This is a genomic window from Nocardia sp., from assembly GCF_025465275.1.
In the GTDB taxonomy this organism is placed as follows: Bacteria; Actinomycetota; Actinomycetes; order Mycobacteriales; family Mycobacteriaceae; genus Nocardia.
Genome location: NZ_JAODNK010000010.1, coordinates 50,792 through 73,683 on the forward strand (window position 1 = coordinate 50,792; position 22,892 = coordinate 73,683).

The following is a 22,892-nucleotide window of genomic DNA, read 5'->3' on the forward strand; positions in this document are numbered from 1 at the left end:
TTCGACAGGAGGGCACAGTGGCAGAACAGGTATGGCGTGTCGGAGGCCTGGCCCGCGAAACCGGCGTCACAGTCCGGGCGCTGCACCATTACGACCAGCTCGGCCTATTGGTGCCCTCATCGCGCACCTCGGGCGGCCACCGCAGCTACACCGAGTCCGACGTCCACCGCCTGCACCGCATTGTGGCATTGCGGGGCTTCGGATTTCCGCTCGAGGACATCGCGGCCCTCCTGCACGCCGACCCCGACCAGGACCCCCGCGACCTGATCCGGCAACAGCTGACGCTTGTCGAAGACCGCATCGCCCGAGCCGATGCGCTGCGAAACCGCCTGCTCGACGCACTCGAAGCCCTTGACCGAGCGGTAGAGCCGTCGACCTCGGAGTTCCTGCGACTGATAGAGGAGACCATCACCATGAATCAACCATTGACCCCGGAGGAATTCGCCCGGCTGATCCGGCAGCGTGCGGAATTCGCGCGGAGTTTGAGCGCGGAAGAGTTTGCGGCACTGTTGAAACGCCGCGAGGATGCCTTCGCCGCAATGACCCCGGCGGACCGTGAACGGTTGCAAGCCAACCGCACTCGAATGATCCCGCCCGGCGCAGATCTCAACCCTCCGGGCGCAGATCTCAACCCTAAGGAATGAAGCGCGTGTTCGGGTAGAGCGGGTTGTCTCCGTCGAACAGGTGGCTGTCGCTGTGCTTCAGATGCAGATCGAAAAACGCTGCGACATAGGCACGTTGGGCGCTCACCGACTGCTCGGGGTCGATCCGCCCGATCTCCCGCTGTTGCGCACCCCGCTTCAGCACCCGCGCGAGCTGCGGGACCACGACCTGGAGGTCGGTGAACCCATTGTGCGCGGCGCCGTCGAAGTGCAGATCCCGTTTCCATGCCCGCTGATAGGTCCAGAACTCCATCCACGACGGGTCGATATCGGTACTCGTGTGCGAGTGCTCGAGCGTGTCGCCTGTCGCCGGGTACACGAAGTCGGAGCCCACCAGCAGGAACGGCCGATCCAAGCCGTATTGCACGCTTTCCCCGACCTTCCCCGGCGACATCCCACCGTCGAAGTTGATCCCGGCACCGATCCGCCGGTCGTAGTACATGCTCTCGGCTGTCGTGCACCCACCCAATGAGTGGCCGAACATGCCCATCACCGAAAGTTTCAGCGCCCCAACCAGACCCGTGGGCAGCGGGTGTCTCTCGGCATCAGGGTTGTCACCCCGATTCAAGCGCGTCAGCTCATCCAGCACGAATCGGGTATCGGCAATGCGGGCTTCCATCGTCCGCTGCAGGAATTCCACACTCGACTCGGCACTGCTGGTGACAACCCGGCCGTCGGGGAACTCGACCGCCGCCGAATCATGCGGATGCGAAAGGGAGACAACAACATAGCCGTGACTCGCCAGATCATCGGTGAGAACCGTATCGAGTTCCCGCAGCATCCCGAGACCGTGCGAGAACAACACCACCGGCCACATCTCCTGCGTACGATCCACCCCGGCCGACACCATCGCCGGCCGCTTGGTCCCACCCCAATCAGCCACGCCCGCAGGAATATCCAGAAATGTCGGGTCGGGCACGCTCTGATCGAACGCACTCGCTACCCGCGGTGACATCCAGTCAGCGAGTTCCCCTCCGCCTTGCGCGGGGTAGGTCACGGTAACCATCAACTCCCGCCGTTCGCTCAGCTGCCAAGGATCCGGCCGTGAATCCACCAGATGCAGATCCACCGTGCCCACCGGATAGCGCCCACTGAGCCCCGGCAACGTCAGGCGCACCCGCGGGCTGACCGAAATCGGCGTCGCGGCCGCCAACAATCCGACCCCGGCAACCAACCCCACAGCCGCCCCGAAGACCCGCCTATCGAACACCTCGATCACTTAACCACTTGCGTCTCCAGTGGGTGGAAGGTGCAGCGTATTGCCATGACCGACGACCTCCACACGATCGGCGAGCTGGCCCAACGCACCGGCCTCCCGGTCCGCACCATCCGCTTCTGGTCCGACACCGGCGTGGTCACCCCCGCAACCCGCTCCGCGGCCGGCTATCGCCTGTACGACGCCGAGGCGGTAGGCCGTCTCGACCTGGTCCGCACCCTTCGCGAACTAGGCCTCGGCCTGGAAACCGTCCGCCAGATCCTGGGAAACCAGCTCACCCTGTCCGACGTAGCCGAAACCCACGTCCACGCACTGGAAGCCGAAATCCGCACCCTCCGCCTCCGCTGCGCCGTCCTCCGCACCGTAACCAAACGCGAATCCACCACCGAGGAACTGACATTGATGCACAAACTGGCCACACTCTCAGCCCAGGAACGTCAGCAGATCATCAACGATTTTGTCGACAAAGCCTTCTCCGGCGTCACCGACGAAGACAGCACAGCCATCGCCGACCTCATGCGCGACCTACCCCCGACCCTCCCCGACGACCCCACCCCCGCCCAAGTCGACGCCTGGATCGAGCTGGCCGAGTTGGTATCCGACACTTCCCTCCAGCAAACCCTCCGCCGAATGGTCCTCACCGGCACCCCCGACAACCGCATCGAATTCGGCCTCACCATCCGCCCCCTGATCCTCGAACACGCAGCCCCGGCAATAGCTACGGGCATCCCACCGGAATCGCTTGCAGCCGAGCCGATCCTGAGCCGAATCGTTCCCCCGGATCTCCCCGCAACGGAAACCGCCGCGCTCGTCGCTTGGCTCGACGCAGTGGCCGAACCCGAAGTGGAGCGCTACTGGGAGCTACTCGGCCTGATCAACGGCCACCCACCGACCCCACCCGCGGTCCCCGCCTTCGCCTGGCTATCCGCAGCCCTCCGTGCCCACCGATAGCTCGCGATCATCGGATTCCTACAAGCTCGCCCATCACTCGAGCATATGAACCACCCGCAGTTTCGATCGCTTGCACCAGGTCCGCCGGCGACTCCAGTCGAGCCACCTCGACCAGGAACTGGTGGCGGGGCCTTCTCGGCGTTTACCGCCACCAGTTCCTGGTGGATGTCGTTTCAGTTGTGCGAGGGGAGGATTCGGGCGGGGGTGGGGGGAATGTGTTGGGTTACAGCCATTTCATGAGGGTCATGCTCGAGAGTTGTGCGTTGGTGATCGTTGGCAGGTCCAGCTTTTTCGGGGGGCTGCTTCCGTCGACGGTGATGACGTAGACGGAGGTTTGGCCGGTGCCCTGGGGGTCGAGGTACTTGAAGGCGATCTGTGTGCCGTCGTGATTGCTCACGGGGTTCGTCAGGACGGCGGTGTTCGTCGTGGGCAGTAGTGGGGTCCGGTTGCTGGCCGTGAAGCAATTGGTCGCCGGATCCTTGACGACGTCGGACCGGTATACCTGAGTGTCCTTGGCATCTATTACTTTATTGGGTCCACCCAGCCAGATCAGCGTTCCGCAGTCTGCCGTGGGGAACACGATGGTGCCGTCGTAGTTGAGGTAAGGGCCGCCGAGGTGTCCGTGCGCCACGGCCTGCGGATTGCTCGTCGCTCCAGCCGGTATTTCGTAGTAATTGTCTACCGGTGATCCGGGCTGTCGGTAGTAGAAGTTACTCGCGCCATCGAATCCGATGGACTCGAAATCCGGCTGCGTACCTCCGAATGGACCGAGCGCGGACGCGGGCGTGACATTGGTGAATGTCCCACTGGCATCTATCCATCCAGCACTGTCATGCCCATCGACCTTCTTCGTGAATGCGAACCTTTTGAGATCAGGCGACACGGAGAGGGTATTGCCGGTATCGCAGGTATTCGCGCATGTGGAGACGTCGAATGATGCGACCTGAGAGTACTTTCCGGAGCCGGGATCGATGAATCCGTAGTTCACGTGCCCTACAGAACCGGTGCCGACGAAACTTTGTGTGAGGATCCCTGATGTCGCCGGCGGGACCGCTGAAGTAGTACCGGTCGCCGTGGCCGAAATTGAGGTCGGCCCAGGGGTACTGCTCGATGCTGTGAGTGATGGCTTGGGAGTTGAGCTACTCGCCGAGCAACCGGCCGTAAACGCGATAATCAATGTCGAAATGGCAAGAATTGTTGACAAACGTCCATGGGATTCTGCATTCATGCGGACTCTCCGGCCAAGCGATGCAACACTGTCGCGTCATTATGCGCCCCGCAGGGAGGTTGCGGGTGTGATCCGGCGGGCGGCTCGTCGGTCCTCCCCGGACGCCGCCCGCTCGGCCCTGCTGGCGTCATCCCGGCCGTAGCCCACCGGCTGCCGCCGCCGGATCGCCAATTATGAACGCCGAGAAAGGCTTTCGGCAATCCCACGGTGCCCCCATTTCCGGGTGCTCCAAAACGATCATCTGAACCAATAATATTTCATATGCTCTCACCGGCAGAGCGGGAGAACACTGCTCCTGCCTCTACAAACGGATAAGAGGACAACTTCATGAAACGAACGATTCTGATCGGTGCCACCGCCTTCGCCCTTCTCGGTGGTGCCGCCGGCACGGCTGCCGCAGAAGGGATTCCGGTCACCGCCCAGGAGGTGGACATCACCCCCGGTTCTGCCGCAGACCTGGGCAATGCGATCGGCACCGGCTCGGTGGACACCGGCAGTACGGCCGCCGCACTCGGCAGCGCGTTCGGCGGCGGCTACGCCGGCGGGGTACTCAGCAGTCTCTCCGCGCACTGATACGGGACAAGACGCCCGGAACAGCAGAAGGGCCCGGCCGAAACCGGGCCTGATCTGATCGAACTATGGTGCGCGGTACCGGGATTGCGCGAGCGTCCGCCTGACGATCTCCGAATCTATGCCCACGAGCCCCTCCAGCACCTCCGCCCCCGCGCCGGCAATGACCCGCTGCAGTGCCGCTGCCAACTCCGTCCACCCCGCCGCCCGAAGAACATCGATTCCCCGCTGTGCCTCCTGAACCCGGTCCCGCGCTCCCACGGCGCTGATGGTCTCCTGCCAATGGTTGGCAATGTATTCCACATCGAGCAGTTGGGAGGGGCTCGGGTTGGCGTGTGCGAGAGCCAGCACGTCGGTGAGCGAGTCCCCATCGACCTTGTCGGGAAGTGCTCCCCATTCAACCGTCAAGAATCCTTCGGTCGTGATGCTCAGCGGGAAGCGCGGCGAGTCGGAAAGCAATGTCTCCAGCTCATTTCCGAGCAGCTCGGCAAGTTGAGTCCGAAGGCTCGCGTACGAGTCGGGCAGGAGGTCGGGTCGGCGGGCGACGAGCAGCTTGAGGCTCCATATCGAGAGGAGGACCGGAGGCTGCTGAACGAACAGGAACAAGCCCTTCGACACCCTGGTGCGAATGATCGCCGCGGCGCACAGATGCAACGCCGCGTCCTTCGGCTTCCCCAGCTCGGCCGAGGCGATCGCCAGTTGGTGGTGATCTTGGGCCGCTTGGCTGCTCGCCCTTGCCGCGTAGTCGGCGCGCAGCGCCCGCTCGAGTAGCGCTACAGCATCGGTCGTGCTGCCGTCTCGACGTCGTAGCTGCGCAAGAGTGGCGAGCACCAGCGCGCGCTCAGCGTCGTCGCCGGGCTGAGCGAACTCGGCAAGCAGGGCCGCCAGCAGATGCTCCACGCCGCTACCGAACGAGCCGTGCGGCAGAGCCTCCGACAAGGCGTTGAATTGTGCCCGAAGTAGTTCTCGCTGTGAAGCTTTCGGATCGGCCTCACCGAAAAAAGGCTGCCCGGAAGAAGAATCGCCGCCGAGCTCTATCGAGCGCCCGGCGCGCTCCTGAAAGTGTCGAACCTCGGCTTGAAGTGTATGCAGGTTGGCGCCACTGAGATCGTCGCCGGCGGCCAGCGCATCGAGTTCGACGGCCAGGTCTCGCGCCACCGCCGCGCTATGCGCAGTGTCCGCGCCCGACTGGTAGACCAGCTTCGCGCTCTTCAGCCGCAGATTGAATAATGCCAACGGGCTCAGCGTGCCCTCCCCGGTGTGCTTCATCGCTTCCTGCAGCCAATCGTGAGCCCCTTGGGGATTCGACTCGGTCAGGATGTTGGCGATCCCGCTGGCGGCGGCGACCATGACATGGGCATCCCCGAGGCTTTTCGCTTCGTCGAATAGTCCTGTCAGTGCGTCCAATCCCACCTGCGGGTCGATTTTCCCGACGATCACCGCACGCACATAACGCGACGCGCGCCGCCACGGCGTATCGGAGCCGGCCAGCACGATCGTGTTGACCAATGGCAGCAGCCGGGCCGCCATATTGGGGGAATCGTCGTGGTGGATAGCTTGTTCGGCCCGCGCGGATGCCGCTTCCCACGCTCCGGACCGCATCAGATACGGCACCGCCGATGCGGCGTAGTGCGCGAGCGCATCTTCGCTTTCGGTGTCGGCGTGCTCACCATCGTGGTGCAGGCTCCACCAGGTGGACATGGTCGTCGCCGTGATTCGATCGATGGTCCGATCGAAGCCGCGGGCCACCTGCGCCACCGCCGGATGCACGAGCACGAAGATGTCCTTGTATCGCTGCGCCAGTCCGGCATCGAACAGCGGTCCCAGATGATCGGTGAAATCTGGGCCCGCTGACTTGTCGATCACTCCGGCGTCGACGAATAGCGACCACACCAGGTCGAGGACCGGGGTTGCGCGATCAGACATTTCAAGCCCGCAGATCACCGACAGCAACGCGGACGAAGTGGTGGGAAGTGTTGTAATCCGTTCTTCGGCCCATCGCTCGATATGTGACCCGGGATGGGATCCAGCCGGCGTCGGACTGTCTCGCGCAGTCGACGGCGCCGGAGGTGAGTAGACATTCCAGAGACTTCCCAGGCGGCGAGCTTCGCGTTTTTCCTCCGCACGCGTCCCGCCGCCGACATCGATGGTGAGTTTCGGGTGACCCCGGCACACCAGCCAGGCGAGCGACGTGGCGCGTTCAGGGTTCTCGATGCCGTTGCGCTCCGCCAGCTGACGATGCAGCAGCCCGGCCTCCGATCGGTTGAGTAGCGGCACCACAACGTGCCGGACGTTCGGCGAAAGCGGTAGCGGCCGTTGCGAAGCCAGCAGGATGCGAGCGCGCCCCCCGGGAACTGACAATTCCTCGATCAGGCTGCCCAACTCCGGCGAACGCCAATTTCCCGAGTCGTCAAGTCCGTGGTGGGCGTCGTCGACGACAAGCAGAATCGACTTGCCGCGGATCTCGGCAATACTCTGATCGCCCACCGCGCGCCGAAGCGCCGACACATCGTCACCCGATCTCAGGGCAAACCACACGACCTCGTCGAACCGGTGCCCGTGCAGGTGCGTGCTCTCCGTCATCGCGGCGGTCTTCCCGATCCCGGGCATCCCGATCAGTGCGACCGCGCTGATGTCACCGGCGCCCAGCAGCGTCTCGGCGATCGACGACATGGTTCGTCCGCTGCCGATGTAGAACTCGGCTTCCGCGGGCGCCCTGCCCAATTCATGAGGCTCGGTGATCGCGGCCCCCTTCAGTGGCCCCAATCGCAACCCGGGCGCAGGGGCCAGCAGTATCGGCGTCGCGATGGACAGCGGCGTGCCGGGAGCGTCATCGAGGGCTTCCAGCAGCGAACTGTGCACGGCGTGCTCGAGCACGGCGCCGTCGGCGAGAACCGATCGATACAGCGCATTGTTGAAAGTCACCGAGAAGCGGTCCTCCACCGGGTAGCGCATCGCGACAACCGCACAGCCGAGCGCGGCGGCAACCTCGTAACCCAGATTCTCCAGCGCTATCGCCGGGCGTCGCGCCACCGCTCCGCCCACGGTGATCCCATGCCGGGCAGCCCGCGCGACCCCGGACTCGCACGCCGACAGCATCACGAGCTGCGTTCGACCGGCGAGCGGCGCGAGCAGCTCCAGCAGGTGCCGCATCCCGACCGGATCGCCACTGCCGTCGGCATTTTCGAGGGTGAGCTGTCCAGCGCGCCCGTGCCCGGAGAGGTGGACGATGTCCCAGCCGCCGGCATCGCGCAGCGCCGCACCGAGGGCGGCACGGGTCACACCGTATTGCAAAATCTCCAAGTGCACTGCGTCACCGAGCGGCGCCAATGTCCGTGCCAGCTGCCGGCGCTCGTGGACCAGGGCCAGTGCCGACGCGTCGGCGGGCAGCGCGAAGACGGCGAGAATGCGTCGCTGATCGCCGGTGTTCTCGCGCGATGCCGCGGCGGCGGCCGCGCCCGGGTGGTACCACCACGTCACACCCGACAGCATCAGTGAGGTGTGCTCGTAGCGAGCGAGCTCGAACGGAAGACCCAGCAGGCGAACGGCATCCGGCGGCACCTCCAGCCCCACGATCGTCGGTGCCCGGCGGAGCAGTTCGGCGGCGATGCGGCCCAGCAGTCGCGCACCGATGAAGTCGCCGATCGGGTTCAGAATCGCCTGTTCTGATTGCGCGCGGTACGCGGGATCGGTGTCGACCAGCCAGAGCCGGCGATACAGGTCCAGCAAACCGGTGGACGACAGCTCTGCGGCAGTCAGCTCGACTGTCTCGGTGGCGAGTTCCTCCCCGTGGTCATCCAGCAACCGCCAACGCCATGCGAATTCGCCGGTGTAATCGGTGATCTGCAAGTGCAGAATGGCGACCTCCACATATGGAGAAGTGGCCACTTCAGGCCGAAATTTATGGTACGACAGCGCATATGGCAGGTGATGTCGAATGGGCCGAAGTCTACGATCCGTCGTGGCAGCCGGAGTTCACCGAACATCGGATCGGCACCGTTGTCCGGCTGACTGGGAACTGCCCTCGGTGCAACCACCCGACTGCAATGGACTTCGACAGGCTCATACCGGGCATACCGGGCGAAATTGTTAAAGGTGACGAGGAAGTCGTGACCATGTGCTGCAAATGCGGTCATCGGCACGAGGGCCACCCGGCTGACGACTCGAGCTGCGGTGCCTACTGGGCGACCGTGGCCACACTATGAGCACCCCGCAAGGTGAGCCGCAATCGGGTAACCCGGTTCCACCGGTGCAGCCGCCGGTGACGCTCAACTCCAAGCGCTGGGCGCAACGCGCAGACAGTCTGCAATTCACCGAATTGAGCAGTGTCCGTTCGGTTGCGCAGAACTGGCGCACCGGACTGGCCGGTCTCACCTCGCTGCTGTCGGTGACGTCGATCGTGGTGGCTCCCGGAGTGGCAGACCGGCTGAACGGTGTCTGCCGCCCGATCGCCGGGGTACTGGCCCTGGCCGGTCTCCTCGCACTGCTCTACGGCACCTGGCAGGCCATGTCGGCGGCGTTCGGTGTCACCGGTGGGGCGGTCCGGATAACCGGTGAGCGTCTGCGCAAGTGGGAATCCGACAGTGCGGGACAGGGAGCGGCAGCCCTCGCGCGGGCCCGCCGGGCGACCCTCACGGGATTGGTCCTGCTCATCGCCACAACGGCGGTCGTATTCTTCGGTGCGACAACGAACCCGGTGGGCACGTTCGTTCGCGCCGAGGGTCCCTCGGGATCCTTCTGTGGACACCTGGGTCACTCCGACGCGGAAAAGCTCGAGATCATCGGTAATGACGGCTCGATCCACCAACTGGACCTCAAGGAATTGAAATCCATCCAGCCGACATCGTCTTGCTGAGGTAACCGATCTACTGAGCCATGACAGCAGAAAGGCCCGGTCGAAACCGGGCCTGATCTGACCGTACTCTGGTGCGCGATACTGGGATTGAACCAGTGACCTCTTCCGTGTCAGGGAAGCGCTCTCCCGCTGAGCTAATCGCGCGTGTTCCCCCGTTGAGCGGATGACGAGATTCGAACTCGCGACCCTCACCTTGGCAAGGTGATGCGCTACCACTGCGCCACATCCGCTTGCTTGCCGGGGCTCGGGAGCCGATCGGCTTGCGGGACAGAACTTTAGGGACAAACCGCCACAGATTGCAAATCGCCACCATAACGGGGGTGCGCGGGGCTGGTCTGGTCTCGTGGCGAGGTCCAGCCGGACCTGGCGCCGGCCCTGCGGCTGCGAGCGCTCGGCCAGGAGGTCCGTCGATGGAACGGAAGTCGCCGCCCGGCACCTTCTCGGCTGACGCCGATCAGGAGCCCACGAATTCCCGGTCGCCATATTGCAGCCCGGCCGAATCCCATTGCCCGCCAAGGCCGCTGATAAGGTGGCGAGTCAATTCGAAATCGGCACGATCGATCACCAGAATCAGCGCACCGGATTCGGTGACAGATCCACCGCCGATCCGATCTCGCACCGCCGGATCCGCCACCAGCGCATCATGGAAACGCGTCCGATCCACCCCGGTGACGGTAATGCTGACCGCATTCGCCCGCGCATCATCGGCGGGCAGCAATTCGAACGTCAGCACCGATTCCTGGTGGTACCGCACGCGCACATCATCGGCAATCCAGAACAGATTGCGACTGTCGGTACACGCCAGATGGAAATCGCGCGACCGCTCATAAGTCGCTGCCCCGCTCTGGTCCGACCAGAAGACCCCATCCAGCAGGTCGGACCAGACCGGCAGCGCGAGCTCGGTCACCGCCGTCGCATCCACCGCAATCTCGAACATCCCGAGCTGATCGTTCAATCGTGGATCGCTCGGATCGGTAATGGTGTCCGTGTTCTCGGTGGCGAACAGTTCCGCCGTGGGCTGCAACGGATTTCCCGGCACACACGACGCCGGCCCGTACGCCTGCGCCGGGCCGACCGGGCCGGTGACCGCACCGGCCCCGGAAATCGCGAGTACGAAAGCCACAACGGCGGTAATGCGTGCGGTGGTCATGCGGCGCTGCCTTTCGGTCGGGGCGACTGCTCTCCCACACTGCGGCTCGAATCCATCGGAATGCGGGACCTGAGCTGCATCGTAGGTCAGCTCAGCAGCTGCTGGACAGCGACTTTCAGGTCGGCCAGGGCGGCCCGGTAGAAACGGGGGCCGTACGACACCCGCGCGACGCCCACTTCCCGCAGTGTCGCCAGATCCAGGAAATCACCGGTATTGCCATTGACCGGGCCGGGAAGCTCGCTCACGAGCGTGGCGATATCGCGCTTCTCCCGCACACCGATCGGATAGATGCAGTCGACACCGGCCTCCAGATAGCGCCGGCCGCGTCGTATGGCCTCCGCGACCCGTTCTGCTTCGGGTATCCCGGCGACCGGGAGGAAGACATCCACGCGGGCATTGATGACAATCGGAACTCCGGCATCATCGGCAGCCGAACGGACGCCGGCGAGCCACTGAGCGTGCGTTTCGGCCTCGAGCAGACCACCTGCCCGATGGTCGGTGTCCTCCAAGTTGCAGCCGACCGCTCCGATATCGAGCAGCCGATCCACCAATTCGCGTGGCCGCATGCCATAGCCGGCCTCGGCATCCACCGTCACAGGAACCGATACCGCCCGTGCGATACGACCCGCCGCGGCGAACATCTCCTGCCACGGCGCACCCTCACCATCGGGATAGCCGAGCATTGCCGAGATCGCGGCGCTGGCAGTCGCTACGACCGGAAACCCCGCCTCCGCCACGATCGCCGCACTGGCCGCATCCCACGCATTGGGGAGTACGAGCATCTCTCCGCGATGCAGTTCCCGCAGCAGCTCGGCACGAAGCTTCAGCACTGTCACATCTGTACTCATCGATATCCTCCAAATCAAAAGAATGACTGTATGTTTCGACCGGATCAGAGCGCCGAGGGCACACTCTCCGGCGCGGCACTTGGCGCCTGCAGTGGTTCAGCCGCCCGCTTCCCCGGCATTCCGAGCGCAATGAGCATCCCGATGAACGCGAAGACGGCAACCGCACCCATCGCCGCCGCGAATCCCTTACTGAACTGCTCGGGCGACGAGTAACCCCCGGCACTCGAGAAGACAGCCACCGAAACCGCGACACCGAACACGCAACCGAAGGTGCGCAGCATCATGAACGCGCCCGACGCCTGACCGATCTCGTGTGGTCGCACCGCGCTGACCACCGCCTTCTGTGTTGCGGGCATGGCCATGGTGAGTCCGACCCCGCCGATGACCAATGCGGGCAGCAGCGTCAGATAATTCGTATTCGTTCCGACGACAAGGGCAATCCAGCCCGTGCCGAGCGTCTGCAGCAGCAGTCCGCCGACCACGAACTTCCGCTCGCCGACCTTATCCGTCAACTTGCCTGCGATCGGTGCACACACCAATAGTGTTGCTGTCCAAGGCATCAGCCGCAGTCCAGCCCCGAGTGGCCCGTCACCCCGCACGATCTGAAAGTACTGCGCGAGAAAGAACAGCGTGCCGTACAGCGAAGCGAACACCAGCGCATTGGCCGGATTGGCCGTGGCGAACGCTCGTAAACGGAAGAACCGCATCGGCAGCATCGGCGCTTTCGAGCGCTGCTCCCACAGCACGAAGGAAATCACCAGTGCGACACCGAGTATCAGCGTGCTCAGCACCTCCGCACTGCGCCAGCCGGCCGTATTTCCGCGCACCAGACCCCAGATGACGCCGAACCCACCCGCAGTCACGAGCGCGACCCCCGGCAGGTCGAAACGTGTATTCGCACCGAAGCTTTCGTCGATTCGCCGAGCCGTCAACAAGATGGTGATCAGCCCGATCGGCAGGTTCAGCCAGAAAATCCACTGCCACGCCAGCCCTTCGGCGATGGCGCCGCCGATGAACGGGCCACTGAATGTCGCCAGCCCGGTGATGCCCATGTACAGCCCCATCGCCTTGCCCCGGTGCTGCGGCGGGAACGCGGCGGTGAGCAGGGTGAGCGATAGCGGCAGCACCAGTGCCGCGCCGACGCCCTGTAGTGCCCGGAACATGATCAGCGTGCCGATATTCGGAGACAGTGCGCACGCCACCGAGGCAAGGGTGAACACCGCCAGCCCGGTATTGAACATGCGGCGGCGGCCGTATCGGTCACCCAGTGCGGCGCCGGTCAGCAGCAGTACCGCGAACGTCAAATTGTATGCGTTGACAGTCCATTCGAGTGATTCGACCGATGCCGTGAGATCCTTCCGGATCGTGGACAGGGCGGTTGTCACGACCAAACTGTCCAGGGCCATCATGAATGACGCCACCGAAGCAAGCCCCAATACCCATGCTTGCGTGGACGTCATTCGTCCTTCGTCGGTATTCACCGATACTCCTTAGTGCAAGGCTGAATGTGTTGATAGAAAACGCAGATCAGTACCGCAGCGATCGCGGCAACCCGAAAATCGGCAGCAGTGAGTTGTCATGGAATCGCGTCAATGCGGCAATTCGACTGCCGCTCAATGTCAAAACCAGTACTCCGTGCGCGTGCAGGATCGGCGTCCGCGGATCACGCAGGTAATATCCGAACGCCGGTTGGCCGTTCGCCCGTGTCGGGATCAGCACATGCCGGCGGCCGTTGCGCATCACCACGGTGGTCAGGAAGTGCCGGATTGCTTCCACGCCTTGGTATTCCAGTGGAATTGGCGGCATGGTCAGCCAGGCGTCGTCCGTCAGCACGGCCACGATCGCATCGACATCCCCGGCATCGAAGGCGCGGATGAAATCATCCACCACCCGGCGCTCCTGCGGTGAATTCGGCAGGGGAGCGCTCTCCCGATCGAGACCCGATGCCGGATCGGCCAAGGCGCTGCGTGCGCGTTTCAGCGCATTGGTCACCGCGCCCTCGGTCGTGTCGAGAATGTTCGCCACCTCGGCCGCCCGGAATCCCAGCACATCCCGCAGCACCAGAACGACGCGCTGTTTCGGTGGAAGTTGTTGCAGTGCAGCAAGAAACGCCAGCGATACCGACTCCCTGGCCTCATAGCGCGCTTCCGGCCCCGGCAGGTCGTCGGCAATCCGGTCGAGCAGCAGATCGGGGTACGGCTCCAGCCAGCTCGGTTCCGGCCGGCGATGTGATGGCTCGGGCAACGGAACCTCCGTCTCATAGGCCGCGAAATCATGCGGACGCCGGGCACCGGCCCGCAAGGCATTGAGACAGCGATTGGTAGCGATTCGGTACAGCCAGGTCCGTACCGACGCCCGCTCCTCATAGCCGCCGAGTCCGCGCCAAGCCGCCAGTAATGTCTCCTGCAGCAGATCCTCGGCGTCCTGCACCGAGCCCAGGATGCGATAGCAGTGCACCTGTAGCTCGCGCCGGTACGGCTCGACGAGCCCGCGGAAGGCCTCGCCATCGCCCTCCCGCGCCAGCGTCAGCAGCTCCGTCGACGACCGCTGCGCCCGAGCCTCGCCCCCGGTTCCCCTACCCGGCGGAATCCCTCGCATAGTGGCTCCTACTCTCCGATGGTGGTCCTCTCATAAAGATGGACACCGCGGGCGGCCGAAAATGGTCGGTGCCGGCGCATCGGAGGTCGGAAACGGTTCTCACGGCTTCAGCGAGGGGCGTAGGTGTCGGTCAGTGCGGTGACCGCCTTGCCGATACCGGTTGTCGCACGCTCGTCAGCGCGATTGGCGACAACCGTGAACACCATGTTCTTCTCGGGCGCGATCCATGCCGTCGCGTACCACATGGTGTTGCTGCCATCGTGCGCCAGAACACGTCCACCTGCCCACGGTTGGTCGGCGATCATCCAGCCCCCAGCGTAATCGCCACCGCTCGGCGGCTGATGCAGCCTGGCCATGGTGTCCTTCGTCAGCATCGTGGTCTCGCCTCGCGCACCCGCAAGATGCACCGCGAGGAACTTGCCCCAATCGGCCAGCGAACAGTGCACGGTCCCCGCCGGACCGAGCGCGGGCGGATTGTCCGAGGCCGGATCCCCGGGCGCCATCGGCACCGGCTTGTCATCGACCACGGTGTGGCCCCACGGCTGATCCACCGTGTCCCGGGTTCCAGGCGGGCCGAATCCGCACGAATCCATCCCGAGCTTCCCGAACAGCTCGGACCGCATCAGATCTTCCCAGCTCTTTCCCGTAATGCGTTCCAGCACAACGCCTAAGGTCACATACCCCATATTCGAATAGGCGTATGTCCCGACCGGCCGCGCCGGGGCAGCGGCCAGGACGGCGCGCACGGCCCGGTTCCGGATATCCGAGGTGCTGCCATGCAGGTAATCGTCGGAATCGGTGTCCGGTGGCCCGTCCGCTATGCCGCTGCGATGCTGCATCAGCTGCTCGAGGGTGACATTCGCATTGACGGGGTCGATCGGATCGCCGGCGAAAAGCGTGCCGAGCCGATCATCGAAATGCAGCTTGCCGCGATCGATATACAGACCGATCAAAGTCGCGGTCATCGCCTTCGTATCGGAACCCAGATGCCATTGGTCGTCGGCGGTGACCGGCGTGGGGTCGCCGAACTTGCGAACACCCGTTGCGCCGAGCGCGACGAGCTTGCCGTCCCGCCACACCGCCGCCGCCATGCCCGGGATCGCGGCCTCGCTCCGAATCGGCTCGAGCGTGCCCGCGAGGTTGTCGGCCGGCGTCGCATGGTTGTCGGTACCGCAGGCCGTCGCCGCGAGCCCGACCGTGAGCACGCCCAATATGATTCGCCGAGAGATCCGCACGACACTCCTCAGGTTCGCGGTTCGGTTGCCCGATTCGATTACATCCTGACCGCATGCGGCGGCGGCAACATCGATCGCCGGTTCAGACAACGTCATACTTCGGGCGATCCGGTCGTAGACCACAGGCGGATGCGCAATGACGTCCCCACCGGCAATGCTGACTCGATGACCGCTAGCATCGCACCCATGCGCCCAGGTCCGGCGCCACTCCAGCGGTGGCAGCAGAGCTGGCGGCTGCTGCTGGTGCTGGCGTTCAGTGTGCTGTCGTGGATTCTCACCGCAGACGGACTGGCTCCGGACATCCATCCATTTCTGAAGTTCTGGTTGTTCGCAGTAGACCCGATCATCGGCGTGTGCTGCATGGTGCTGGTCATGTTCCGGCGGCGCTACCCGGTTGCTGTCGCCGCCATCACGACCGCTGCCTCAGCGGTATCGACATTCGCCAGCGGACCCGCACTGCTGGCGCTCTGTTCACTGGCGACTCGCCGGCGCTATGCGGAGACCCTTCCGGTATCGGTCGGTGGCATTGCCGCAGGTTTGGCGATCACCGTCCTATACCCGGGCCTGGACACTCAAAACGATGAGCCCGGGTCGTACTGGTACACGGCCGGCATCCTGGTTGCCACCGCGCTGGCCATCGTGGCGATCGGTTTCGCGGTCGGGGCACGCCGCGAAGAACTGTGGTCGCTACAGCAGCGCACCGAAATTGCCGAACGCGAGCAGGTCGCGCGCTCCGCAGAAGCCCGAATCCTGGAACGGCACCGCATCGCACGCGAAATGCACGACGTACTCGCACACCGGATTTCACTCGTCGCCATGCAGGCGGGAGCGCTCAGCTACCGTCCCGATCTGTCTGCCGAACAGGTCGGCGCCATCGCGAAAACCATCGCCGACAACTCGCGCCAGGCCTTGGAGGAACTGCGCGACGTGCTCGGAGTCCTGCGCGCCGACGAACTCAACGCCACCGATCCACCCGAACCCCCGCAACCCTCGCTCGCCGCGCTCCCCACCCTGGTGGCCGACGCGCGCATCTCCGGGCTGAACGTCACACTCACCGACAGCACTGCCGGTGAGCCGCCGATGAAGAGCGCCCGCACGGCGTATCGCATTGTGCAGGAAGGTCTTACCAATGTCGGCAAGCATGCGCCCGGTGCGACGGTATGGGTCGGCATCGAAGGCGCGGAAGGTCAGGAATTGACCGTGACCGTACTGGATTCCGGGACTACCGGATCCGCGGCACCCGCGCCCGTCTCCGGATATGGTCTACTCGGCCTTACCGAACGCGCCGAATTACTGGGCGGCACAATAGCGTTCGGTCATCAGCCGGAGGGCGGTTTCAGGCTGCGCGCAATTCTGCCCTGGCCCGCCTCGGTGCAGGTCTCATGAATGCCATTGTCGCAACACCGATTCGCATCGTGATCGTCGACGACGATCAACTCGTGCGGGCTGCCCTGTCACTGATCATCGGGGGCGATTCCGGCCTGCTCGTCGTAGGCGAGGCCGCCGACGGTGCTCGAGCCATCGACGTTGTCCGCGAACAGCATCCCGACGTCGTGCTCATGGACATCCGCATGCCGGTGCGCGACGGCCTCAGTGCCACCGCCGAACTCCTCACCTGGCGCACCCCGCCTCGCATAGTCGTCCTCACCACCTTCGATTCCGACGATATGGTGCTGCGCGCCCTCCGGCTGGGCAGCCACGGCTTCCTGCTGAAGGACACCCCACCGCCGGAGCTCATCGCCGCGATCAAGGGCGCTGCGGCCGGTCGGCCGATGCTTTCCCCCAGCGTCACAACACAACTCATCACCGCGGCTACCTCGCAACTGCCCACCGATGCTCGTCACACTGCCCGCGCCGCTGCCCGCCAGGCCCTCGGCCAACTCACCACCCGAGAGCTGGACATCGCCCGCGCGATTTCCCGCGGCCTCTCCAATGCCGAAATCGCCGCCGAGCTCTTCCTCAGCGTCGCCACCGTAAAGACCCACATCGGAAGGCTTTTCGCAAAACTGGCCGTAGAGAACCGAGTCCAGCTGGCCCTCATCGTCCGCGACGCCGAGGACTGATCACCCGGCTCATTCAGGATGTAGTTCACTGAGAGCGATGCCGACCTACAGAAGGAGCGTGTCCCTGTGGCGGATGCCTGGCTGTGCACCGGGATCGACCCGGACGCACTCGACGACACTTTTCTCGTCGTCGCCGTGGACCCGGACGGCCCGGTCGGCGAATGCGCCGTTGCCGGGCTCGCAGTCTGGGGTTCGGAGGCCGGCCAGGCGGTGTGCGTGCTCCAAACCGATGGCTGGGTCGAGCGCACTCTCGACGGGGACCAGCTCACCGTCGACCTGGTGGCCTACCCGAGACTGTTCTCGCACATTCCTGCCGAGGTCGCGGAATTCCCCGACCGGTCCGAGGTCGACCCGGACGCGGTCCGACTGCTGCGGGCAGTCGTCACGGTGGATCCGGCGGCCTACGAGCTGACCAGCGAGGCAACGGTCGTTTTCGAAGCGCCCGCAGGCACTTCCGCCGCCGAAGTCGTCGCCACGATCCAAGCGCGCGAGGACTGGCCGGTGATCTACGCCCCGGCGCCCACCGGCCCGCAGGACTAGACCCCGAATTCAGCTACCGCTGCTGCTGCTCGAAACTCTGATACTCGCGCCAAGCCTTCTGCGTCTCGGTCAGTTTCGGACGCGGGGTGCGGTTCCGGAAGAAGTTCACCACCATCATCACCGGCAGCAGGAACGCCTGGAAGAAGATCAGATACGAGCCACCGTCGAAGAGGAACGCGAGATACCCGGCATAGCCCAGGAATCCGGCCCCGAAGATGGCATTCATACTGCGCGAACCGGTGCTCTGCCCGTTCTTCACCGCCGCCATCGCGAGCATGGCAACGCCACTGATCGCAAGCAAGCCGACATACCAATTGAACACGGGAACCCCCCCGATGCAGTTCGGCCGTACCGGTCGGTTCGGCCGTGCGGAACCGTAGCACCGACCACGCCACCCGCACCACCGACTATCGGTGCCGGCGTTCTCGGCGTGGTGCTTTCACGCCATCGAGCCGGGGCCGTCAACGATCAGTGTGATGGATGAGCTGCACGCTGCGTTCCCAGAGTTCAGAGCGGGCGCGCGGGTCATAAGCTTGCCGATCGGCCTTGGCTTCGCGAACACGGTCGAAGAACCGGCCCGTGGTGGTGGCGAGAGCCGGGTCGGTGACAAGACGGTGGGTGGCCGCGACACCTTCGTCGAGACTGTCGATGTGGTGGCCGACTTCCTCGAGCACGATCTTGGTGGGCATATAGGTGGCCGGATGCAGGCTGTTGACGGTGACCTCGGGTACACGCTCGGCGAGTTCGAATCCGGACATGATCTGGGCGAGCTTGCTCTGACTGTAGGCGCGGGTGCCGGTATAGCCGCGATCGAGCATCAGATTGTCGAAATCGAGAGCCTGCTGGCCGAGGGAAGCGACATTGACGATGCGTGCGGGCGCCGAATTCCGTAGCAGGGGAAGCAGATCCAGGGTGAGTGCGAACCCGGCCAAGTAGTTGACCGCGAAACGCAGTTCATAGCCGTCCACGCTGGTCTGCCGGGTGCGTGAGTCGGGGTAGCCGCTGCCGATGCCCGCATTGTTGACCAGCACGTCGAGCCGATCGGTCAGCTCGGTGATATCGGCGGCGAGACGCCGGACCTGGGTGAGATCGGCGAGGTCGGCGACCACGGTCTGAATGCGCGCCGGATGGTGGCGCAGCGAATCAGCTGTGCGGCGGAGCTTCTCGGCATCGCGCCCGTGCAGGATGAGAGTCGCGCCCTCGGCCGCAAGACGCTCGGCCAGGGCGCGGCCGAGTCCGTCGGTGGCGCCGGTGATCGCGATGGTGCGCGGTTGGTTCATGAATGTGCCTCGGGTTTCAGTTGTTTCGGCAGAGTGTGGTGACCGAGTTTCAGCGCGAAGCCGGAGCCTCGCACAGCGGGACCGTCGCCCGCACCAGCGCCGCCTCGTGCAGCGGATCTCCCTGCCGTGAGCCGATGGTGGCCACCACGCTGCTCGCCAGTCGGGCCGCAGAATCCGGGCTCGCCAATTCGACTCGCCGAGCGGCCAACTCCGCAATGATCTCCGCATCGACCCGGTCGATCACCGGACGCACCGCTGTGAGATCCATTGCCGGCGTGGGAGCGGCCTCGAGGCCCGAGCGCCACTGCGTCACCAAGCCGCGCTGCACGATCTTGCTGGCCTCGATCTGGCCCAGGAAAACCTCGCGCACCCACGACTCGGGTAGGTCCCGCTGCGCCCCCAACTGCGCCATCGCATCGTAGATCGCGGCTTCCCGGACGGGATCGTCGATGACCGGCTCCTGCCCGTCGCGGCTCGCGACAGCCCATTTCACCGCGGCGACAGTGTCAGCGGTATCGATTCGATCGGCCAGCAGTCCGACCAGATAGTCCAGCGATCCGGCATGCTGCGCCGCAGCCGCGCCCTCGGTACCGAACTGTCCTGCGAGCAGCAGTATCGACGACACCGCAACCAGTGCCAGGCCTTTCATACTTCGACCTCCCTCTACTCATGTCAGGACAGGTAACAGTCCCGCAGCATGGCAGATTCCGGAAGCCCCCGCGCCGCAGTCAGAAGGGTTCGCCCTCGGTGGTGACCTCGAACGCGTTGAGGAAGTTGCAGACCAGCTGATAGAAGCCGACGGTCAGCACGAAGTCGGCCAGCTGGGTGACGGTGAGGAATTCCAGTGCGCTCTTGCGGTCACTCTCGTCGAGGGTGTGGCTGAGCAGCAGCCGGTCGGTGAGGGTGAGAACCGCTGCCTCCTCCGAGCTGAGCCCGGCACCGGATCCCGTGGCAGCGGCCGCGATCGCGATATCGCCGAGGCCGACGGCGCGAGCGAATCGCTCGTGGTGATGGATTTCGTACGGCGCGGAATAGATATGGCCGACGCGCAGGATAGCCAGCTCCCGCAGTGGCAGGGGGAGCGAGTTGGCCTGCAGCATGGCATCAGCCATCGTGAGGAAACTCGCTGCCATGCCGGGGGAGTGCGCCACCATTCGGTAGACATTGGCGCTGTGGGTGCTCAGCGCCTCCTGCAGCTCGCTGGGCAGGTTCTTGATATCGGGGTAGTCCATACTGAAATCCTTTGCGAGGCAGCATAAATAGTCGATGAGGTAAGTCAGGCGAGCTTGTCGACTTCGCCACGGAGGGGCTCGCTGCCGTCCCAGGTGGCGGAGACCTCCCGGATGTATTCGAAGAACTGGCCTTTGGGGCCGCTGATATCGGAGATCTCGATAATGTGCCCGAGGGACTTCTCGGTGTCGAGGTAGGCGAAGCGGCCGAGTTCGCCGCCGATGCAACCCTCGTGTCCAACGGTGTAGCCCAGCGCCAGCGCCTTGTCGTACAGGCCTTGAAAGTCCTTGGTCCAGTACGCAATATGCTGCAGACCCTCACGTCCGGAGTCGAGGAACTCCTTGTACAGCGACGGCGCGTCATTGCGAGGCTGGATCAACTCGATCTGCAGATCGCCCGAGTTCGCCAGCGCCACACTCATTTTCATCGGCGAGGGCGCGCCTCGATAGGTGAAGTAGTCGGTCTGTACATCGTGGACGTAGAACCAGGGCCCGACACCCTGATCGATCCAGCGTTGCATTTCGGTCGTGATATCGCGGACGACGTAACCGAGCTGGGTGATACTGCCGAAGATCCGGCTCATCGGTACTGCCTTTCAACTCTTATTATGGGATCCGAAATCCGTTGTGGGGCACAGCCGTCCGAAGAGCATCTGCTCGAGTTCGCGACGGCCGGCGGCGAGGTCCAGTTCGGGGTCGAGCATCGATTGCAGTGCGATACCGCGCAATGCGCCGATCGCCGTAATGGCCAGTCCGTGCGGATCGACCTCGGTGGCGAACTCTCCGGCCCGCTGGCCCTGCGTAATGCGTTCGGTCAGCTCCTCGCGGAACTCACGATCGGAGGCCAGCACGATTGCCCGCCGCTCCGACGGCGTTGCCACCGCATCGGCCCACAGCACCAGCCGGGCTCGGTTGATCGGCGGGAGATCGGCGACGGCCGTGAAATAGATATCCAGGAATCCACGCAGCGCCTCGACCGCCGACCCCGCCCCGGTCTTGCCCAGAATCTCGTCACGGAACTGCTCGGAAACGGTGCCCACCAGGCGTTCCATCATCGCGCCCTTCGACCCGAAATGGTGCGTGACCAGCCCGCGGCTGTACCCCGCGCGCTCACCGACAGTGGCCAGGGTGATCTGCGAGGGCCCCAGTTCCGCGACCGCCTCGGCCGCCGCCTCGAGCAACCGCCGCTCCGCCTCGCCGCGGCGTTCCTCCTGCGAACGTCGTTCGGAGGCACTACCTCGGCTCATCATCGTCTCCGTCCTGTCGGCGTGGAAGCAGGCAGCGCCAATGTGCCGCCGCCGGGCGGCTATTCGGTGGCTCTGGCGTGTTCGAGCAGGTCGGGATCGTGCGCACAGACCAGCAACAGGTCCGGTTCATTGCGTCGATACAGCTCGGTGAGGCGGGCGTGATTGTCGCGGACCTGCTTCAAGTTCCACGCAATGGCGGTCTCCATCCCGGAGAGCACCGCCGGCACGCGGGAATGACCATCGATGGTGCCCGAATGGTAGAAAGCATCGCCGCCGTGCAGAACCCAGCGATGGCCGGCGTCGACAGCCACGGCGGCGTGACCGCGCGTGTGGCCCGGCAGCGCGAGCAGCACGATCCCGGGCGCGATATCCGTCAGCTCCTTCGCGGCGGCGAACCCACGCCACTTCTCACCGTCCGGCTCGTGCTGAACGATCGCCGGATCGTGCGACCACTGAGACGTGCGAAACCGGATTCGCTCCCGCAGCGTCGGGTTCGCCACCACGCCAAGATATTCGGCCGCTGTGGTGTGAACAGTGGCATGCGGGAAGTCCGACAGCCCGCCGATGTGGTCGGCATCGAAGTGCGTGGTGATGATGTGGCGCACATCCGCCCGCCGGAACCCGAGGTATTCGACCTGCCGAGCGGCAGTCTCATCGGCATCGAACGCCGGCCGGAGCAACCGCCTCGTCGCCCCGATCCGCCGGCCGGGATCAGCGATGTCCTCGAGCCCATAGCCGCTATCGACGAGCACCAACCCATTGTCGGTCTCGACCAGCAGCACATGGCAGACCAGCTCGACCCCGGTCGGCAAACGCATCGTCCCGCAGTTCAAATGACGAACCTTCACGAGGCGGCCCCCTTCGACGCTGGCGAACCCCGCGGCCCACCTACTTACTAGTCAACCAACAAGTTATTGACCCGGACGACCGCTGTCAATGGCCCGGCCGGTCCGGAAACAGCAGAAGGGCCCGGCATCTCTGCCGGGCCCTTCTGCAACTCTGGTGCGCGATACTGGGATTGAACCAGTGACCTCTTCCGTGTCAGGGAAGCGCTCTCCCGCTGAGCTAATCGCGCGAGATTCATTTGCCTCTTAAAGAGGCGGCGACGGGAATCGAACCCGTGTGCACGGCTTTGCAGGCCGTTGCCTCACCACTCGGCCACACCGCCAACCAAGGCCGGGTTGGCCTTCGAGCGGATGACGGGATTTGAACCCGCGACC

Annotated in this window: 22 protein-coding genes and 4 tRNA genes; 7 read left to right on the forward strand and 19 right to left on the reverse strand. The window is 64.5% G+C overall.

The genetic code is table 11. From position 1 onward, the window contains the following. Positions 1–17 precede the first annotated feature (17 nt). Entirely contained in the window at positions 18–644 is a 627-nt protein-coding gene (locus JWN03_RS03095; RefSeq protein ID WP_297609347.1) for a MerR family transcriptional regulator, read from the forward strand. On the opposite strand, the gene JWN03_RS03100 is transcribed toward JWN03_RS03095, so the two are convergent. Then, complete coding sequence (locus tag JWN03_RS03100) at positions 634–1,872, reverse strand: alpha/beta hydrolase family protein (protein ID WP_297609350.1); 1,239 nt, start codon at positions 1,870–1,872, stop codon at positions 634–636. The genes JWN03_RS03095 and JWN03_RS03100 overlap by 11 nt on opposite strands. Before the next feature lie 54 nt (positions 1,873–1,926). Between JWN03_RS03100 and JWN03_RS03105 the strand changes: the two genes are divergently transcribed. Then, positions 1,927–2,829, forward strand: a complete 903-nt coding sequence (locus JWN03_RS03105; protein ID WP_297609354.1) for a helix-turn-helix domain-containing protein — start codon at positions 1,927–1,929, stop codon at positions 2,827–2,829. Between the two features lie 223 nt (positions 2,830–3,052). On the opposite strand, the gene JWN03_RS03110 is transcribed toward JWN03_RS03105, so the two are convergent. Beyond that, on the reverse strand, positions 3,053–4,057 hold the full coding sequence (locus tag JWN03_RS03110) for a hypothetical protein (protein ID WP_297609356.1): 1,005 nt from the start codon (positions 4,055–4,057) through the stop codon (positions 3,053–3,055). A 327-nt stretch (positions 4,058–4,384) separates the two neighbouring features. Here JWN03_RS03110 and JWN03_RS03115 point away from each other — a divergent pair, with 327 nt between their 5' ends. Beyond that, the gene (locus JWN03_RS03115; protein WP_297609359.1) at positions 4,385–4,630 is read left to right on the forward strand and encodes a hypothetical protein; all 246 of its coding nucleotides are present in this window, start codon (positions 4,385–4,387) and stop codon (positions 4,628–4,630) included. Between the two features lie 63 nt (positions 4,631–4,693). Here JWN03_RS03115 and JWN03_RS03120 read toward each other — a convergent pair whose 3' ends face one another. Next, a complete protein-coding gene (locus JWN03_RS03120; RefSeq protein ID WP_297609362.1) occupies positions 4,694–8,515 on the reverse strand; it encodes a CHAT domain-containing protein in 3,822 nt (1,273 codons plus the stop codon). Between the two features lie 313 nt (positions 8,516–8,828). Between JWN03_RS03120 and JWN03_RS03125 the strand changes: the two genes are divergently transcribed. After that, positions 8,829–9,482, forward strand: coding sequence for a hypothetical protein (locus tag JWN03_RS03125; RefSeq protein ID WP_297609364.1), 654 nt, complete (start codon positions 8,829–8,831; stop codon positions 9,480–9,482). Between the two features lie 69 nt (positions 9,483–9,551). Here JWN03_RS03125 and JWN03_RS03130 read toward each other — a convergent pair. The 7 genes from JWN03_RS03130 to JWN03_RS03160 all read right to left on the reverse strand — a co-directional run bounded on the left by JWN03_RS03130 (position 9,552) and on the right by JWN03_RS03160 (position 15,283). Next, positions 9,552–9,626 (reverse strand) — tRNA-Val (locus JWN03_RS03130). Positions 9,627–9,640: 14 nt separating this feature from the next. Beyond that, positions 9,641–9,712, reverse strand: a tRNA-Gly gene (locus JWN03_RS03135). A 224-nt stretch (positions 9,713–9,936) separates the two neighbouring features. Further along, positions 9,937–10,632 (reverse strand): hypothetical protein, encoded by a 696-nt coding sequence (locus JWN03_RS03140; RefSeq protein ID WP_297609369.1) that lies wholly within the window; start codon positions 10,630–10,632, stop codon positions 9,937–9,939. Between the two features lie 86 nt (positions 10,633–10,718). Then, positions 10,719–11,480, reverse strand: coding sequence for an isocitrate lyase/PEP mutase family protein (locus tag JWN03_RS03145; protein ID WP_297609371.1), 762 nt, complete (start codon positions 11,478–11,480; stop codon positions 10,719–10,721). Positions 11,481–11,524: 44 nt separating this feature from the next. Continuing rightward, positions 11,525–12,961 carry an MFS transporter gene (locus JWN03_RS03150; RefSeq protein ID WP_297609373.1) on the reverse strand — a complete coding sequence of 479 codons (1,437 nt, stop codon included), beginning with the start codon at positions 12,959–12,961 and terminating at the stop codon, positions 11,525–11,527. 46 nt (positions 12,962–13,007) lie between these two features. Beyond that, a complete protein-coding gene (locus JWN03_RS03155) occupies positions 13,008–14,078 on the reverse strand; it encodes a sigma-70 family RNA polymerase sigma factor (RefSeq protein ID WP_297609376.1) in 1,071 nt (356 codons plus the stop codon). 107 nt (positions 14,079–14,185) lie between these two features. Further along, entirely contained in the window at positions 14,186–15,283 is a 1,098-nt protein-coding gene (locus JWN03_RS03160) for a serine hydrolase domain-containing protein (RefSeq protein ID WP_297609379.1), read from the reverse strand. Between the two features lie 195 nt (positions 15,284–15,478). Between JWN03_RS03160 and JWN03_RS03165 the strand changes: the two genes are divergently transcribed. The 3 genes from JWN03_RS03165 to JWN03_RS03175 all read left to right on the forward strand — a co-directional run bounded on the left by JWN03_RS03165 (position 15,479) and on the right by JWN03_RS03175 (position 17,916). Continuing rightward, positions 15,479–16,699, forward strand: coding sequence for a sensor histidine kinase (locus JWN03_RS03165; protein WP_297609382.1), 1,221 nt, complete (start codon positions 15,479–15,481; stop codon positions 16,697–16,699). Beyond that, positions 16,696–17,376, forward strand: a complete 681-nt coding sequence (locus tag JWN03_RS03170) for a response regulator (RefSeq protein ID WP_297609385.1) — start codon at positions 16,696–16,698, stop codon at positions 17,374–17,376. The genes JWN03_RS03165 and JWN03_RS03170 overlap by 4 nt, the downstream gene beginning before the upstream one ends. Before the next feature lie 66 nt (positions 17,377–17,442). Then, positions 17,443–17,916 carry a hypothetical protein gene (locus JWN03_RS03175; RefSeq protein ID WP_297609386.1) on the forward strand — a complete coding sequence of 158 codons (474 nt, stop codon included), beginning with the start codon at positions 17,443–17,445 and terminating at the stop codon, positions 17,914–17,916. A 13-nt stretch (positions 17,917–17,929) separates the two neighbouring features. Here the strand turns inward: JWN03_RS03175 and JWN03_RS03180 are convergent, their stop codons facing one another. The 9 genes from JWN03_RS03180 to JWN03_RS03220 all read right to left on the reverse strand — a co-directional run bounded on the left by JWN03_RS03180 (position 17,930) and on the right by JWN03_RS03220 (position 22,840). After that, a complete protein-coding gene (locus JWN03_RS03180) occupies positions 17,930–18,238 on the reverse strand; it encodes a hypothetical protein (RefSeq protein ID WP_297609389.1) in 309 nt (102 codons plus the stop codon). Positions 18,239–18,377: 139 nt separating this feature from the next. Further along, entirely contained in the window at positions 18,378–19,196 is an 819-nt protein-coding gene (locus JWN03_RS03185) for an SDR family NAD(P)-dependent oxidoreductase (RefSeq protein WP_297609391.1), read from the reverse strand. Positions 19,197–19,245: 49 nt separating this feature from the next. Beyond that, positions 19,246–19,845: a chorismate mutase gene (locus JWN03_RS03190; RefSeq protein ID WP_297609394.1), complete on the reverse strand. Its 600-nt coding sequence runs from the start codon at positions 19,843–19,845 to the stop codon at positions 19,246–19,248. A 79-nt stretch (positions 19,846–19,924) separates the two neighbouring features. After that, positions 19,925–20,428, reverse strand: a complete 504-nt coding sequence (locus JWN03_RS03195) for a carboxymuconolactone decarboxylase family protein (RefSeq protein ID WP_297609397.1) — start codon at positions 20,426–20,428, stop codon at positions 19,925–19,927. A 44-nt stretch (positions 20,429–20,472) separates the two neighbouring features. After that, complete coding sequence (locus JWN03_RS03200; protein WP_297609401.1) at positions 20,473–21,009, reverse strand: VOC family protein; 537 nt, start codon at positions 21,007–21,009, stop codon at positions 20,473–20,475. A 12-nt stretch (positions 21,010–21,021) separates the two neighbouring features. Further along, positions 21,022–21,672 carry a TetR/AcrR family transcriptional regulator gene (locus JWN03_RS03205; RefSeq protein WP_297609404.1) on the reverse strand — a complete coding sequence of 217 codons (651 nt, stop codon included), beginning with the start codon at positions 21,670–21,672 and terminating at the stop codon, positions 21,022–21,024. Positions 21,673–21,731: 59 nt separating this feature from the next. Beyond that, complete coding sequence (locus JWN03_RS03210; protein ID WP_297609405.1) at positions 21,732–22,520, reverse strand: MBL fold metallo-hydrolase; 789 nt, start codon at positions 22,518–22,520, stop codon at positions 21,732–21,734. Positions 22,521–22,672: 152 nt separating this feature from the next. Then, a tRNA-Val gene (locus tag JWN03_RS03215) sits at positions 22,673–22,747 on the reverse strand. Positions 22,748–22,769: 22 nt separating this feature from the next. After that, a tRNA-Cys gene (locus JWN03_RS03220) sits at positions 22,770–22,840 on the reverse strand. Positions 22,841–22,892: the final 52 nt, after the last annotated feature.

Bases quoted from the DNA above. Each gene is read 5' to 3' on its own strand.
- JWN03_RS03165 (WP_297609382.1), top strand. From the start codon at position 15,479: ATGACCGCTAGCATCGCACCCATGCGCCCAGGTCCGGCGCCACTCCAG.
- JWN03_RS03170 (WP_297609385.1), top strand. From the start codon at position 16,696: ATGAATGCCATTGTCGCAACACCGATTCGCATCGTGATCGTCGACGAC.
- JWN03_RS03195 (WP_297609397.1), bottom strand. From the start codon at position 20,428: ATGGACTACCCCGATATCAAGAACCTGCCCAGCGAGCTGCAGGAGGCG.
- JWN03_RS03145 (WP_297609371.1), bottom strand. From the start codon at position 11,480: ATGAGTACAGATGTGACAGTGCTGAAGCTTCGTGCCGAGCTGCTGCGG.
- JWN03_RS03115 (WP_297609359.1), top strand. From the start codon at position 4,385: ATGAAACGAACGATTCTGATCGGTGCCACCGCCTTCGCCCTTCTCGGT.
- JWN03_RS03140 (WP_297609369.1), bottom strand. From the start codon at position 10,632: ATGACCACCGCACGCATTACCGCCGTTGTGGCTTTCGTACTCGCGATT.
- JWN03_RS03105 (WP_297609354.1), top strand. From the start codon at position 1,927: ATGACCGACGACCTCCACACGATCGGCGAGCTGGCCCAACGCACCGGC.
- JWN03_RS03205 (WP_297609404.1), bottom strand. From the start codon at position 21,672: ATGAGCCGAGGTAGTGCCTCCGAACGACGTTCGCAGGAGGAACGCCGC.
- JWN03_RS03185 (WP_297609391.1), bottom strand. From the start codon at position 19,196: ATGAACCAACCGCGCACCATCGCGATCACCGGCGCCACCGACGGACTC.
- JWN03_RS03200 (WP_297609401.1), bottom strand. From the start codon at position 21,009: ATGAGCCGGATCTTCGGCAGTATCACCCAGCTCGGTTACGTCGTCCGC.
- JWN03_RS03155 (WP_297609376.1), bottom strand. From the start codon at position 14,078: ATGCGAGGGATTCCGCCGGGTAGGGGAACCGGGGGCGAGGCTCGGGCG.
- JWN03_RS03190 (WP_297609394.1), bottom strand. From the start codon at position 19,845: ATGAAAGGCCTGGCACTGGTTGCGGTGTCGTCGATACTGCTGCTCGCA.
- JWN03_RS03110 (WP_297609356.1), bottom strand. From the start codon at position 4,057: ATGAATGCAGAATCCCATGGACGTTTGTCAACAATTCTTGCCATTTCG.
- JWN03_RS03125 (WP_297609364.1), top strand. From the start codon at position 8,829: ATGAGCACCCCGCAAGGTGAGCCGCAATCGGGTAACCCGGTTCCACCG.